General features: G+C 65.0%; 10 protein-coding genes. 4 read left to right on the plus strand and 6 right to left on the minus strand.

Translation table 11 applies throughout. The annotated features are described in order from the left end of the window. Window positions 1-27: 27 nt before the first annotated feature. Window positions 28-1,308, minus strand: a complete 1,281-nt coding sequence (locus QHC78_RS04575; protein WP_319742672.1) for an aromatic ring-hydroxylating dioxygenase subunit alpha — start codon at window positions 1,306-1,308, stop codon at window positions 28-30. 170 nt (window positions 1,309-1,478) lie between these two features. On the opposite strand from QHC78_RS04575, the gene QHC78_RS04580 reads away from it, so the two are divergent. Both QHC78_RS04580 and QHC78_RS04585 read left to right on the plus strand, forming a co-directional pair. Further along, entirely contained in the window at window positions 1,479-2,216 is a 738-nt protein-coding gene (locus QHC78_RS04580) for a FadR/GntR family transcriptional regulator (RefSeq protein ID WP_319742673.1), read from the plus strand. Between the two features lie 269 nt (window positions 2,217-2,485). Continuing rightward, on the plus strand, window positions 2,486-3,478 hold the full coding sequence (locus QHC78_RS04585) for a Bug family tripartite tricarboxylate transporter substrate binding protein (protein WP_319742674.1): 993 nt from the start codon (window positions 2,486-2,488) through the stop codon (window positions 3,476-3,478). Between the two features lie 8 nt (window positions 3,479-3,486). Here QHC78_RS04585 and QHC78_RS04590 read toward each other — a convergent pair whose 3' ends face one another. The 3 genes from QHC78_RS04590 to QHC78_RS04600 all read right to left on the minus strand — a co-directional run bounded on the left by QHC78_RS04590 (window position 3,487) and on the right by QHC78_RS04600 (window position 7,433). Further along, window positions 3,487-4,533: a CobW family GTP-binding protein gene (locus QHC78_RS04590; protein WP_319742675.1), complete on the minus strand. Its 1,047-nt coding sequence runs from the start codon at window positions 4,531-4,533 to the stop codon at window positions 3,487-3,489. Window positions 4,534-4,565: 32 nt separating this feature from the next. Next, the gene (locus QHC78_RS04595) at window positions 4,566-5,576 is read right to left on the minus strand and encodes an amidohydrolase family protein (RefSeq protein WP_319742676.1); all 1,011 of its coding nucleotides are present in this window, start codon (window positions 5,574-5,576) and stop codon (window positions 4,566-4,568) included. 105 nt (window positions 5,577-5,681) lie between these two features. Then, window positions 5,682-7,433: a thiamine pyrophosphate-requiring protein gene (locus tag QHC78_RS04600; protein ID WP_319742677.1), complete on the minus strand. Its 1,752-nt coding sequence runs from the start codon at window positions 7,431-7,433 to the stop codon at window positions 5,682-5,684. A gap of 242 nt (window positions 7,434-7,675) precedes the next feature. Here QHC78_RS04600 and QHC78_RS04605 point away from each other — a divergent pair, with 242 nt between their 5' ends. Continuing rightward, window positions 7,676-8,974, plus strand: coding sequence for an aromatic ring-hydroxylating dioxygenase subunit alpha (locus tag QHC78_RS04605; protein ID WP_319742678.1), 1,299 nt, complete (start codon window positions 7,676-7,678; stop codon window positions 8,972-8,974). On the opposite strand, the gene QHC78_RS04610 is transcribed toward QHC78_RS04605, so the two are convergent. Then, complete coding sequence (locus QHC78_RS04610) at window positions 8,949-10,364, minus strand: aldehyde dehydrogenase family protein (RefSeq protein WP_319742749.1); 1,416 nt, start codon at window positions 10,362-10,364, stop codon at window positions 8,949-8,951. The two genes, QHC78_RS04605 and QHC78_RS04610, sit on opposite strands and share 26 nt — an antisense overlap. Before the next feature lie 312 nt (window positions 10,365-10,676). Here QHC78_RS04610 and QHC78_RS04615 point away from each other — a divergent pair, with 312 nt between their 5' ends. After that, a complete protein-coding gene (locus QHC78_RS04615) occupies window positions 10,677-11,432 on the plus strand; it encodes a FadR/GntR family transcriptional regulator (RefSeq protein WP_319742679.1) in 756 nt (251 codons plus the stop codon). A 95-nt stretch (window positions 11,433-11,527) separates the two neighbouring features. Here QHC78_RS04615 and secA read toward each other — a convergent pair whose 3' ends face one another. Then, window positions 11,528-14,275 carry a preprotein translocase subunit SecA gene (gene secA, locus QHC78_RS04620; protein ID WP_319742680.1) on the minus strand — a complete coding sequence of 916 codons (2,748 nt, stop codon included), beginning with the start codon at window positions 14,273-14,275 and terminating at the stop codon, window positions 11,528-11,530. Window positions 14,276-14,530 lie beyond the last annotated feature (255 nt).

Consider the following 14,530-nt stretch of genomic DNA (forward strand, 5'->3'; position numbering starts at 1 on the left):
CGGCCGCTGCGAGCCGGGCTCCGCGGCTCAGGTCGCCTCTTGCGCCAAGGGGGCGCGATCGAATCCCATGGCCTCGTAGTAGGCCCGGGTGACGGCTTCCGGCTGTCCGGCCTGGAAAATGTAGTCATGCAGGTGCCGGCCGAAGATCGGATGCGCCTTCAGCTCGGCCAACGTCATGCCCTCGGTCAGCACTTCCCGGAACGCCAGGGGCAGTTCCACGCGGCGGTTCCTGTCGGGATCACGCAGCAGCCCTTTGGGCTCCGCGCCGGCGGCCACGGCCTCCAGCTCCTCGAAGAATTTCCTCCGGATCATCGTAATACCCCGGTCGCTGGCGCTCAGGTGCTCGAGCGTACGGTCGGCGATGGTCCCTTGACCAACCCAGGCAACGAAGTCCTGGTTCATCACATGCGTAGCGATCCAGTTCCCGGATTCATCGCGGATAGGACCATACCAGGTCGGTATGCTGTCCTGTACATAAGGCTCGCTTTCCTTGGGAACTCGCGTAAACGACCAGCATACGCTCAGCGTGCGCTGGTCATCTATCGGCACCCGCCATTCGAAATGATCGCCCAGGAACACGGCATTGGGCCATAGGCATACGCGGCCGACCGCCCACAGCGGATCGGCCTTGCTGGCATTGCCCCGCACACGTTTGTAGAGAAACCCGAATTCGAATTCCTCGAAGTCGACCTCCTTGTGCGGCGCCGAGTACGGCTGCAGCACGCCACGCTGGCGCAGGCTCCAGTTGTTGTGCATCCATTCGAAATGCACCGGGTCGATCGAGTTCTCCTGGCATTGGAACCAGTTGCACGGGATTTCGGAAAGAACGATCTGGCGGAATCCGTTGGGCCACGAAAAGGCCTCCCAGTCGGGCAGCAGCGGCGCCGGCTCGGGACCCATGTACGCCCATAGCAGGCCTGCTTTCTCTTGCACCGGATAAGCCTTGATACGCACGCGATCTTTCATGCGCGCCTCGGGATGGGCGAGGTCGTCGTAAGGCTGCTCCAGACAGGAACCGTCCGCCCCGAAACGCCAGCCGTGGTAGTTGCAGCGCAGTCCTTCGAGCTCGGGAAAGCCATGGGTCAAATCGGCGCGGCGGTGCGGGCAATGGCGGTCCACCAGCCCCCATTTGCCGCCGAGGTCGCGATAAAGCACCAAGTCTTCGCCGAAAAGCCTCACCGGCTTGGTGGCCCGATGCTCGAATTCGGTTACGCCGGCGACCGGCATCCAATAGCGCCGCAACAGGTCGCCCATGGGCGTGCCCGGCCCGACGCGGGTCAGTAGCTCGTTCTTCTCTCGAGTCAGCATGGCGGTCTCCTCCAGGCTTCATTGTATATATATATTATATATTACACTTAGACGGAGCAAGCATCGTTTGCGGTCGTCCGCAGCCCGATCCCGGTTGGCGGATGCGGAATCGAGACAGCGCGCCGACCTATAATGCACAGGCTTCGTCAACGCCAGGAAAAGGATCTCTATTGGCCAGCAGACTGCCCCGAACGACCCCGGCATGGACCGCGGTGCCCAATGAAACGCTATCCGGCGGCATCGTGGCCCAGATACGGGCAGCGGTGATGAGCCGGGAAATCGAAGCGGGCCAGTTTCTGGGTAGCGAGGCCGCCCTGTCCGAGCAATTCGGCGTCAGCCGCATGGCCATGCGCGACGCATTGCGCACGCTCGAAGGACTGGGCATCGTCGAAATCCGCATGGGTGCGCGTGGCGGCGTCTGGGTCGCCCAGGGCAACCCGGACCGCCTCGCCGACGCGCTGGCCGTGCACCTGAAGCTGATCGGCGTAACGTCCGGCGAAGTCTTCGATGCCCAGATGGCGATCGAGGAAATGGCGGCCAAGCTGGCCGCCGAGCGGCGTGAAGAAGCGGACCTGGCGCGGCTGAACGCCGTGCTGGCCGAACTCTCCTCGCTCAAGTCGGAACTCAACCGCTTTGCCGATGCGTCGATGCGATTTCACGAAGGCATCGTACTGGCTTCCCACAGCCGGATCCTCCTGGCGCAGTTCCGGGCGCTCAGCATCGTTCTCGAACCCGTATTGCGTCCGCACCTCACCCCTTCCTCCGCGGTGCGCATCATCCGGCACCACAAAATGCTGCTCGCCGCCATCGAAGCCGGCGATGGGCAAGAGGCCGCCCGCATCATGCGGGAACGCCTCACCTACCAGCGCACCAAGACCCTGTCGCAGGAAGCGGCGCCCCGCGCCTGACTCGCAGCTTCTACTACTCCGCCCACTCTCACGCCTGCCTGCGCGGCGGGCGCCCGCGCGCGTCTTTACAGCGCCTTCCGGCTCATGTAGTGTATATGTATATCATAGATAAAAATTCATAAGCCGGGGCGCATGCATCCGGCACCACCAGGAGGAGCACCGCGGACACGTCGGCACAGACGCGGCGCGGCCTTCGCCTGCAACGGCTGCCCTACCCGGGCGGCTCCCTAAGCCGGCTTTGCAGGATGGGAAACATCATGGAGACAGACATGAAGCACGCATCCCTCGTCATCCCGCGGCTGCTTGCCGCGGCCTTGGCATCCGCCTGTTGCATGGGCGCCTACGCTCAGGAGAACGGCAACGCCGCCAAGTATCCCAGCCGTACCGTGAAAATCGTCGTGCCGTACAGCCCCGGCACCAGCGCCGACAGCATCGCCCGGCGCACAGCCGAGCATTTGTCGCATCGACTGGGCCAGAGCGTCTATGTCGAGAACCGGCCCGGCGCCAGCGGCATCATCGGTACCGCCTATGCCGCCGGCGCGGCGCCCGACGGCCATACGCTGATGGTGGGGCCCACCACGCACGTGATCACCCCGGCGTTCCGCCCGACCCCCTACGACCCCGTCAAGAGCTTTACCCCCATCGGCCAGATCGCCGAAAGCGCGCAGGTCATCATCACCGCCACCGGCACGCCCGCGAGCAACTTCCAGGAGCTGGTGGCCTATCTCAAGTCCAAGGGAGACGACGCCGCCTATTCGTCACCGGGCATAGCGTCGACGGCGCACTTGTACACCACGGTGCTGCAGAACATGGTGGGCGCGAAGATGCGCCATATCCCTGCCGGCGGCCTCAACGCCGCGATCATGGATGTCGTGCAGGGCAGCGTGACCATGATGATCGCGCCGATCGAGGCCGCGCGGCCGCTCATCGCCTCTGGCAAGCTCAAGGCGATCGCGCAGACCGGCAGCGCCCGCTCTCCCCTGCTGCCCAACGTGCCGACGCTGGCCGAGCTCGGCCATCCCGACTACCAACTGGCAGTCTGGGTGGGCCTGTACGCGCCCGCCGGCACGCCGACGCCTATCATTGCCCGCCTCAATCGTGAACTGAAGGCCATCTTCGACACACCGGAGGCACGCACCAATCTTGCCGAAAGCGGATTCAATGTCGTCTTGGGCAGCCCCGAGGACCTGGGCCGGCTGACGCGGACGGAATTCGAGCGCTGGACCAAGGTCATCAAGACCGCCGGGATCAATCCGGAGTGAACGGGACCTCAAGCGGCCAACGCCGCATCCCACGCCGCGGCGATCACCGCCCGGTCCAACCCCCTGGTAATGAACACGATGCGAGAGGCCCGGTCATCGTCGGGCCAGCCCGCCAGGCTGACGGGCTCGTGAAACAGGTGCTGGACCGCATGCACTGCCACGGGGGCCGCTTCGCCCCGCACGTTCAGCACCCCTTTGACGCGTAGCAAGGCCGGCCCGTGGAAATAGGCTAGGCCGCCCAGCCAATCGCTCACGCACGCCCAATCCAACGGCTCATCGAACCGGAACGCATACGTACGGATATCCGCGTCATGCCGCAGGCCGGGCGGATGGTTGCAGCCGGGCCCGCAGATATGGCGCGGCATGTCGCCCAGGTAGCGGCCGCCTTCCCCCCCGTCCATCGCCGAGGCGGCCACTTTTGCGGGCAGCAGCGGGATATCGAACACCAAAGCGGGATCGACGACACCCCGGTCGGCGACGACCAGCCTAGCGCCGGGGTTCAGGTGCGCCAGCCGCCGCGCCAGCTGCTCGACGGCTGCGCCGTCGGCCAGGTCGCGCTTGGTGAGGACCAGCCGATCCGCCATGGCCGCCTGCTTGACGGACTCGGGCTGCCGGTCGAGCTGGGCACCGCCGTTGACCGCGTCGACCGTCGTGATGACGCCATCGACCCGGTAGGCGCGGCGCACCCGGGGATCGCGCAGCAAGGAATGCAGTATCGGCGCCGGGTCGGCCAGCCCCGTCGTTTCGACCACGACGCGCCGGAACGCCGGCACGTCGCCTCGCCGACGCTTGGCGTCGAGTTCGCACAAGGTCGCCGCCAGGTCGTCCCGCATGGTGCAACACAGGCATCCGCTGGCCAGCAGGACCGCCTCGCCCTCGACCATCTCGACCAGCTGGTGGTCGAGGCCGATCTCGCCGAACTCATTGATGATGACCGCCGTGTCGGCCATGTCGGGGCACCGCACGAGCCGGCCGAGCAGCGTCGTCTTGCCGCTGCCCAGGAATCCGGTCAGCAGCGAAACGGGAATGCGGGCGTCCAGCCGGTCAGGGGCCATGGCAACAGCCTCGCGGTCGGGGCCGGCGGCGGCTATCGGACAGGCAGCTTGAAGACCTTGCGTGCATTGTCTTCGAAGATCTTCTGCTTATCCGCCGCGCTCAGCCAGTCGAAGCCGTCTATCAGCGGCTTTACGTCATCCATGGACCGGCCGGTATCCGGATCGACGGCCGAGCCCACGCCCGGGCATTCCGTGCCAAACAGGCAGCGGTCCGGCCCCACCGTCTTGATCAACAGGCGCAACGCTTCTTCGGTATAGAGAACGGTATCGAAGTAGAGTTTCTGCATGCGGTCGGTAAAGCGCTCGCCCTCTGGCCGGCGCAGCGTCGGCGCCTGGAACCGGCCCAACTGGTATGGCACCGCGCCGCCGCCGTGGCTGACGACGATCTTCAGGTCCGGGAAGTCCTTGAACACGTCGGAATTGAGCAGGCCGAATACCGCAATCGTTTCTTCATTAATGAAATGCAGCGAATAGGGCACGCGCTCCGAGCGGGATCCCGTGCCATGGATATGCGCCGGCACGTCCAGCTCGCAGAGCTTCTCGTACAGCGGGTACCAGTAGCGGTCGCCCAGCGGCGGCGCCTCCTCGCTGCCGTTCTCGAACGGATCGGGATTGAGCAGGCAGCCGGCAAAGCCGAGCTCCCGTATGCAGCGCTCGAGCTCGGGCAGCACTCTGTCGACCGGCTCGCCGGCTACCTGCGGCAGCCCGGCGACGCCGGCGAAGGTATCCGGGAATAGCTGGGTCTGCCGGTAAATGATGTTGTTGCACTCTTCGGTGAACCAATCGATGATCCGCGCCGGACGCTCGGACTGCATCAGCTGGAAGGGCCGGGGCGATACCAACTGCAGATCGGTCCCATGCTTCTTGAGATAGTCGAGGTGCCCCATCGGCCAGGTCTCCGCCTTGTTGGCGGCCGCGCGGATTTCATCGTCCGTCACCTTGACCTTGCCACGTCCATGGCTCCCGCGAGCGGCCAGCAAGCTGGCCTTGTATGCCCAAAGCTCCGTCGGGGCGCTCACGTGGGCATGGCAATCGATAATCATGATCTCGTCTCCTCGTTGTCGGCGGGCACGGCGCCGCCTGCTGCTATGTCGTGGACGGTCGTTGATGGCGTCTTGTGGCCAGGCAATGCCGCCCGCAAGAATAGGTCAAGCCCCGATGACGTTCAACAACGCATGGCGCCTCTCGTTCGCAACCACCTCGAGCGCGCGCCGCAGGGCCGGGATCAATGCCTCGCGCTGTGTCACGCGTTCAGCCCAGCCCCCCGACGCCTCGGCATACTTCTCGAAGTCCGGCACCGGCTCCAGCGACGATAGCGGGCCGGTCCCCGTGGCGTGGGCCTGAGCGTAGCGCGCGGCATGGGCACCCGGATAGACCGACAGGGCAGAACGGTAGACGGCTTCCCATCGGGCATTGTTGAAGATCACGGTAAGCACTGGAAGCCCCTGGGCAGCGGCAGCGTGGTGGCAGGCCGCCGGATTGGCGAAGATATAGGCCCCGTCGCCGAGCACGCAGATGACGGTCTTGTCCGGCGCCGCCTGCTGGGCGCCGAGCGCGGCGGGCAATCCCCACCCCAGGCCGGCGGCTGGGGAATGCGCGAAATAGGTGCCTGGCTCGTCAAACGTCATCTGGGGCCGGATGGCCGAGTATTCATTGACCAGAATCGCGTCGCGCGGACGCACTTCGTTCAGGCAGTAAGACAGGAACAGCTTGGTGATCGGCCCGTCCTGGGCAAGTACGCGCTGCAATGCGCTGCCGGCCGCCTCGCGCGCCGCACGGGCCGAGGCTTCGATCGCAGCACGGCGCCCGGCGGCGGTCGCCGCGGCGCCGGCCTCGTCGAGCGCGGCATGCAGCGCTTCGATCAACGGCCGGGCGCTGGCGGTCAGCGTCAGGTCGGAGCGGAAACTGCGCACGGGATAGTTGCCGAACAAGGGATCCGTACCGGCATGAGCGACAAAGGCATCGTCCCTCGGAGCCGTCTTGCCGGGAATCCACGGAACATCGGTCTCCAGGAACAACAGCGCATCGGCGCCGGCAAAAACAGCCTGCATGTCATATCCCACGTGCAACCCATGGCTGGAAGGAAAGTTGACATGGCGCGGCTTGGCTTCGGCCACGCCTATGCCGAAACGCTCGGCCAGCGCGACAAGCGCGGCCACCGCGCCTGGGTCGGCGCCGGCAGCGGTTGCGACGATGACCGGATGGGCGGCCGCCGCAAGCTTGTTCGCCAGCTCCCGCACGGCGCGCGTATCGGGATAGGGAGAAGCCGGGATCGCGGGCGGTTTCGAGGGATGGAAACCGTCCAGCTCCTGCGCCAGGATCTCCCGCGGCAGGGTCAAGTACACCGGGCCGCGCGGCTCCGCCATGCTGATGCCGATGGCTCGGTCCACCACCTGTTCCATATTGGAGCCGTCGCGCAGCTCGTAATCCCATTTGACGAGCTCGCGCACCATGCCGCCCTGGTCCCGCATCTCCTGCGCCCAGTGGATCTCGCTGGTCCGCGCGCCCCGCCTGCCCTCTTGGAACAGCGGCGTGCGGCCGGCGGTAAAGAGCATTGGCACCTGGCTGCGGGCGGCGTTCATGACGCCGCACACTGCATTGGCCGCGCCGACGCTCACATGCAACATGACAGCCTGCGGCCGGAGGGACACCATGTAATAGCCGTGAGCCATACCCACCGCGAGGTTCTCGTGGGTGCACAGGATAGCTGTCGGGAAATCGATGCCCGATTCTTCTGCACGCGCGTAGGCCTCGACAATGGATACGGTATCCGTCCCCGCCCCGACATAGAAGTAGTCGATCCCGCGCCGTTTCAACAGCGCAAGATAAGCCTCGCCCACCGATTGCGCCGGCACGGCGCCGCCTTCGGCGGGGAAAGCGTCTGCGCGATCCTGTCTCATCTCGACCCCTTTCTGCGTGGGATGCCCAGCCTCGCTGCGGCCGCCCGCGGGCAGGTCTGCTTCCCGCTTGCCGCACAAACTGTCATACCATTATATAAAAATGGCCAAACCACCACGCCTCAGGGATTTCCCGTGGTGCGCGGCCTTCTTGACATTCCGTATCTAACACGCATACTGTATGTTAATTAGAAAAACGCTGCTCCGGCCGGGAGCGACAGGACGCAAGACGGGAGACACGCACCATGCTCAGCGAGGCAAAGAATCGCCAACTCACCCAGGTCGGGCCCGGGACCCCGATGGGAGAGCTGCTCAGGCGCCACTGGCATCCGATCGCGGCCGTCAGCGAGTTCGACAAGATCGAGACCAAGCCGGTACGCCTGCTGGGCGAGGAACTGGTGCTGTATCGCGACCTGAGCGGAAGCTTCGGGCTGCTGGAGCGCCGCTGCGCCCACCGGCGCGCAGACCTGTCTTATGGCTTCGTGGAGCAGTCAGGACTCCGCTGCAACTACCATGGCTGGCTGTTCGACCAGCAAGGCCGGTGTACCGAGCAGCCATACGAGGACATCGCGGCGCCCCACGCACGGATGAAAGAACGCGTGCGCCTGGCTGCCTATCCGGTCGAGCAGAAGGCCGGCCTGCTATGGGCCTACCTGGGCCCGCAGCCCGCTCCACTGGTGCCGAATTGGGAGCCCTTCACGTGGAAGAACGGCTTCGTCCAGATCGTCATTTCCGAGATTCCCTGCAACTGGCTGCAATGCCAGGAGAACTCCATCGATCCCATTCATTTCGAATGGATGCACAGCAACTGGAGCGTGCGGCTCAAGGGTGCGACCGGTCCGTATGCCCCTACGCACCTAAAGGTCGACTTCGAGGAATTCGAGTACGGCATCGTCTATAAGCGCCTGCGCGAGGATACGAGCGAGGAGCATCCGCTCTGGACTGTCGGCCGGGTATGCCTGTGGCCGCAGGCCTTCTGCCTGGGAGATCACATCGAGTGGCGAATCCCCATGGACGACGAGAACACGCTCAGCATCACCTGGGCCTTCTCACGCGTGCCCAAGGAGCAGGAACCTTACGAGCAAGGACGCATTCCTGCCTGGCATGGTCCGGTCACCGACCCGCGGACCGGCCGATGGATTTCCAGTCACGTCATGAACCAGGACTTCGTTGCGTGGGTCGGTCAGGGCAGAATCGCCGATCGCACCAAAGAGAACCTGGCGTCCAGCGACCGCGGCATCGCCATGCTGCGCAAGCGCTTGGGCGAAGATCTGGACGCCGTTGCGGCCGGGCGGGATCCCAGCGGACTGATACGCGACCCGCGCATCAACGAATGTATCACCCTGCCTATCGCCGGCCGCCATTGGTTCACGGAGGGAATGACGCGCGACCAGCTGCTTGCGCATCCGATCTTCGGCAAGCACCTGGACGACTACCCCTTCCAGGCCGGACAGCCTGCCGAAGTCAAGGCCGAATTCCGAACGGCCATGGGTTTGGCCGGGCGCGACCCACGGCCGGCTAGCGCGGGGCCCGAGGAACCTTGACGACCTGGGCTTCCATGTAGCCTTTCAATCCCAGCTCGGCATACTCCCGTCCCAAGCCCGACTCTTTGCAGCCGCCGAACGGCACGGTCGGCTCGGTCCCCACGTGGTGGTTGACCCATACCGTACCCGCCTCCAGCCTGGCGGCCAGCGCTTCCCCCCTGGCCAGGTCGTTGGTCCACACCGAGCCGCCCAGCCCGAAGCGGGTATCGTTGGCGCGCCGAATGGCATCATCGACATCTGTGTAGCGAATTACCGGCAGCACCGGCCCGAAAGGCTCCTCGTCCACGAGCCGCGTCCCCTCCGCGATGTCGGCAACGATGGTGGGCTCGATGAAATAACCGGGTCCCGGCAAGGCGCGTCCGCCGGTCAGGATGCGTGCACCGCTGCGCCGCGTATCCTCGAGAATGCCGAGCACGCGGTCATACTGCATTTTGTTTTGCACCGGCCCCAGCGCCACCCCGGGGTCGAAGCCGTCTCCCACGCGGGCTTGGCGTGCGAGCGCCACCAGCTCATCGCACATCGCGTCGTAGATACGCTCATGCACGTAAAGGCGCTTGATCGCCATGCAGACCTGTCCGCTGTTGACGAACGCCGCCTGGAACAGGCGTGGCGCGACCTGCGCAGGATCGACATCGTCCAGGACGATGGCTGCATCGTTGCCGCCGAGCTCCAGCGTCACGCGCTTGAGGGTGGCGGCAGCGCTTGCCAGGACCCGCTTGCCGGTCGCGACGGAGCCGGTAAAGGAGATCTTGTCTATCCCCGGATGCTCGGTCATCCATTGGCCGAGCTCATTGCCGCCAGCGACCACGTTCAACACCCCCGGCGGCAGGATGTGCCGGGCCAGCTCGCCGAGCTTCAGCGTGGTCAGCGGCGTATAGGGAGAAGGCTTGACGACGATCGTATCGCCCACATACAGCGCCTGGGTGATCTTGGGTGCGGCCAACACGATGGGCACGTTCCAGGGCGTGATCGCCCCGGCGACTCCCAGCGGACGATAGCGCAGTTCGACACGGCCTTGTGCGTCATCGCGCAACAGGTCCGGCTTGATATCGATACGCGAGAGGTCATCGAACTGCGCCGCCGCGCGCTTGAGTTCGTCACGGGCGCGATCCAGCGGTTTTCCTTGCTCGGAAGTCAGCAGTGGCGCCAGTTCTTCGATGGCCGCTTCGAGCGCCTGGCCCAGCTTCAGAAGATACGCCCGGCGGTCGGCAAACGATCGTTCGCGCCAGGACGGGAACGCCCGCCGCGCCGCCTCGACCGCCCGATCCAGTTGCTCTCGGGAGGCGTCGGGGCACTGCGCGAAGGGCACGCCCCGGGCCGGATTGATGACATCGAAGCGGGCGCCGCTGCCTTCCAGGCGGCCGTCGATGACATGGAAGAACTCGCCGATCCGGCCGGCCTTGGCCGGCCAGCCGCCGCTATCCCAGGATTGGCCATGCCCGGTCTCCTCGCTCGTATGCTTATATCAAACATACTGTATGAGTGATAATCCGGCCATGTCAAGACAACATGCGGCCGTCTCGTCGACGCCTTGTCACCGCCTGCCTGATATCGAGGCCTATGCGAAATCGCGACGCGTCCAACGGGCCAGGCGCGTATACTGGAGCGGGCTCCATCCCACCCCCGACAAGGTTGATGCGGACGATGCAGATATAATCCGTCATACCCTCTGCGGTTTAACGAAACGGTGGAATCCATAACAATGGCACGTACGAGAGCCGACCTGCCCGTGTGGCGCGCGGGGCGCACCGAATCCACGGCAATGCGCGTCGAAAAACAAATCAAAGAAGCGGTACTGGACGGCAAACTGCTGCCTGGCGACTTTCTCGGGTCGGAGAACGACCTGGCCGAACAGTTCCAGGTAAGCCGCCTTCCGATACGGGAAGCCATGGGGCGTCTGCAAGCGCTCGGCGTCGTCGACGTCCGCACGGGGGCCGGCGGGGGAACACGCATCGCCAACGGGAATGACGCCCCTGTCGTCGAAGCCCTCGCGATCCAACTCAAATTGATGGGTGTCGGCTCGGCCGAAGTCTTCGATGCCCAGGTAACCATCGAGGCCAGTGCGGCCGAAATGGCCGCGAAGCTGGCCACGTCCGACGATATCGCGCACATGCGGGCCTGCCTGGCCCAGGTCGAGGAACTGGTCTCGGACCAGGAAGCGTTCACGCCCGAGAAACTGACCAACGCATCGCTGGCCTTTCACCAGTCCATCGTCGATGCCGCGCACAACCAGTTCCTGTCATCGATCATGAAGGCGATTTCGTATGTGCTGTACCGATCGGTGAACCCCTACACCACCACGGCGGTGGGCAAGCGGCTGGTGCAACGGCATCGCAAGCTACTGGCGGCCATCATGGCGAAAGACAGCGCCCTCGCCCGCCAGCTGGTCACCGAACACGTTGCCAAGGTAAGGGCCAAGCACGGCGCGGCGGCCAAGAGTCCTGTCGCCGGCAACTGAACCGCACGGCGGCGGCTGCTGCACGGCGGCCGCTACCATGAAAAACGGCGTCCCAAGGGACGCCGTTTTTCATGCCCATGGCAGGATTGCCGGCTTCAAGCCAGCTTGCCGTGGCACTGCTTGTACTTCTTGCCGCTACCGCAAGGACACGGATCGTTGCGGCCCACCTTGGGAACGACGTTGCGTACCGTCCCGGCGCCGACCGCGGCGGAGGCGGCATTGGCCTCGGCCAGTGCCTCGTCGTAGTCGGAGTGATGGTACTGCACGTTCTGCACATGCGGCAGCGCGGCTTCTTGCTCTGCCTGTTCGACCTGCTCGGCCGACTGTACCCGCACAGTCATCAGGACCTTGACGACATCGTTGCGGATACGGTCCAGCATGCCCGAGAACAGCTCGAAGGCTTCGCGCTTGTACTCCTGCTTCGGGTTCTTCTGCGCATAGCCGCGCAGGTGGATGCCTTGCCGCAGGTGATCCAGCATGCCCAGGTGTTCGCGCCAGTGGGTATCGATGGACTGCAGCAGGATCGAGCGTTCGAACTGGCTCCACATCTCGGCGCCTACCTGGGCGACCTTGCTGTCGTAGGCCTCGGCAGCGGCCTTGAGCAGGCGCTCGAGCAGGTCCTCGTCGGTGAGGTTGGGCTCGCTTTCGAGCATACTGGCCAGCGGCAGCGGCACCTGCCATTCCAGCTCCAGCGTTTTTTCCAACCCGGCGATGTCCCATTGTTCCTCGACCGAGTCTTCCGGCACATACTGGCGGAACACTTCGGTGAAGGCGGCCTGGCGCAGATTGGCGACCATGTCGGCCACCGAAGGCGCTTCCAGCACCTCGTTGCGCTGTGCATAGACGACCTTGCGCTGGTCGTTGGCGACGTCGTCGTACTCCAGCAGCTGCTTGCGAATGTCGAAGTTGCGGGCCTCGACCTTGCGCTGGGCCGACTCGATGGAGCGCGTCACCATGCCTGCCTCGATGGGCTCGCCCTCGGGCAGCTTCAGCCGCTCCATGATGGCCCGCACCCGCTCGCCGGCAAAAATGCGCATGAGCGGATCTTCCAGCGACAGGTAGAACCGCGACGAACCCGGATCGCCCTGGCGTCCGGCGCGGCCGCGCAGCTGGTTGTCGATGCGGCGCGACTCGTGGCGTTCGGTGCCGATGATGCGCAGTCCGCCCGCGGCCTTGACCTGTTCGTTCAGCGGTTTCCATTCGTCGCGCACCTTGGCGATGCGCGCCTCTTTGTCGGCCTCGGACAGCGATTCGTCGGCCCGGATGAGGTCGACCTGCTTGTCGACGCTGCCGCCCAGCACGATGTCGGTACCGCGGCCCGCCATGTTGGTGGCAATGGTGATGTGGCCCGGCTTGCCGGCCTCGGCCACGATCTCGGCCTCGCGGGCATGCTGCTTGGCGTTGAGCACTTCGTGCTTGAGCCCGGCCTTGGTCAGCATGGCCGACAGCAGCTCGGAGTTCTCGATGCTGGTCGTGCCGACCAGGACCGGCTGGCCGCGCTTCTGGCAATCGCGGATGTCTTCCAGGATGGCGTTGTACTTTTCCTGGGTGGTCTTGAACACCTGGTCGTTCTGGTCGGCCCGGATCATCGGCCGGTTGGTCGGCATGATCACGGTTTCCAGGTGGTAGATTTCCTGGAACTCGTAGGCCTCGGTGTCGGCCGTGCCGGTCATGCCGGCCAGCTTCTCGTACATCCGGAAGTAGTTCTGGAAGGTGATCGAGGCGAGAGTCTGGTTCTCGTGCTGGATCTTGACGCCTTCCTTGGCCTCGACGGCCTGGTGCAGGCCGTCGGACCACCTGCGGCCGACCATCAGGCGGCCGGTGAACTCGTCGACGATGACGACTTCGCCGTTCTGCACCACATAGTGCTGGTCGCGGAAGAACAGGTTGTGCGCCCGCAGCGCGGCCATCAGGTGGTGCATCAGGCTGATGTGGCGGGGCTCGTACAGCGATTCGCCGGACGGCAGCAGGCCTTGCCGCTCGAGTATTTGCTCGGCTTTCTCGTGGCCGGCCTCGGACAGGTAGACCTGGTGGCTTTTCTCGTCCACCCAGAAATCGCCGGGGGGTTCGGGTTCGTTCGATTTCGGCTCGGACGCCATGCGGGTCAGCAAGGGCGGCACCGCGTTCATGCGGATGTAGAGCTCGGTATGGTCTTCGGCCTGGCCGGAGATGATCAGCGGGGTACGCGCCTCGTCGATCAGGATGGAATCCACCTCGTCGACCACCGCGTAGTAGAGCGGCCGCTGGCGGCGGTCCTCGACGCGGTACTCCATGTTGTCGCGCAGGTAGTCGAAGCCGAACTCGTTATTGGTGCCGTAGGTAATGTCGGCCTGGTAGGCGGCCTTCTTTTCCTCGTTGGGCTGCTGCGAAACGACCACGCCCACGGTCAGGCCCAGGAAACGGTAGAGCCGGCCCATCCAGGACGCGTCGCGCTGCGCCAGGTAGTCGTTGACTGTCACCACGTGGACCCCGCGGCCGGCCAGCGCGTTCAGGTAGACCGGCAGCGTTGCCACCAGGGTCTTGCCTTCCCCGGTGCGCATTTCGGCGATCCGCCCGGTATGCAGCACGATCCCGCCCAGCAGCTGGACATCGAAGTGGCGCATGCCCAGGACCCGCTTGCCGGCTTCCCGTACGACGGCGAAGGCCTCGGGCAGCAAGTCGTCCAGCGTCTCGCCGTTCTGCAGGCGCTGCTTGAACTCTTGCGTACGGGCCGCGAGTTGCTCGTCGGTGAGAGCGGCCGTCTGGGACTCCAGCGCATTGATGCGATCGACCAACTTGCCATATTGCTTCAGCAGCCTGTCGTTACGGCTGCCGAAAATTTTCTTGAGCAGAGAGGAAACCATGCGCGATATTTGCAAGCAGCCGAGCCACCGGGCGACAGCCTGGCGTCCCAGCCGGGATATGGGATAAGCCAGCCAGTTTAGCACCAGGAGGGCCCACCCCCTACGCCCTTCGCGCGCTCCCTCGAGGGGGCGGCGCTGGCGGACTGGCGCAGTCAGGTCCGCGGCGCCCTGGGCCCGGGGCGGCTGGCTCCCGGCGGCAGCGTCCGGCCCTGCCTGTCGGGTTCGCGCTCGATGGGCGCCGCCGGAGCGCTTCGG

It is taken from the genome of Pigmentiphaga sp. (assembly GCF_033795525.1).
In the GTDB taxonomy this organism is placed as follows: domain Bacteria; phylum Pseudomonadota; class Gammaproteobacteria; order Burkholderiales; family Burkholderiaceae_B; genus Pigmentiphaga.

Excerpts from the sequence above, each read along its gene's own strand:
- QHC78_RS04600 (WP_319742677.1), bottom strand. The coding sequence starts at position 7,433 with ATGAGACAGGATCGCGCAGACGCTTTCCCCGCCGAAGGCGGCGCCGTG.
- QHC78_RS04585 (WP_319742674.1), top strand. The coding sequence starts at position 2,486 with ATGAAGCACGCATCCCTCGTCATCCCGCGGCTGCTTGCCGCGGCCTTG.
- QHC78_RS04595 (WP_319742676.1), bottom strand. The coding sequence starts at position 5,576 with ATGATTATCGATTGCCATGCCCACGTGAGCGCCCCGACGGAGCTTTGG.
- QHC78_RS04605 (WP_319742678.1), top strand. The coding sequence starts at position 7,676 with ATGCTCAGCGAGGCAAAGAATCGCCAACTCACCCAGGTCGGGCCCGGG.
- secA (WP_319742680.1), bottom strand. The coding sequence starts at position 14,275 with ATGGTTTCCTCTCTGCTCAAGAAAATTTTCGGCAGCCGTAACGACAGG.
- QHC78_RS04615 (WP_319742679.1), top strand. The coding sequence starts at position 10,677 with ATGGCACGTACGAGAGCCGACCTGCCCGTGTGGCGCGCGGGGCGCACC.
- QHC78_RS04575 (WP_319742672.1), bottom strand. The coding sequence starts at position 1,308 with ATGCTGACTCGAGAGAAGAACGAGCTACTGACCCGCGTCGGGCCGGGC.
- QHC78_RS04590 (WP_319742675.1), bottom strand. The coding sequence starts at position 4,533 with ATGGCCCCTGACCGGCTGGACGCCCGCATTCCCGTTTCGCTGCTGACC.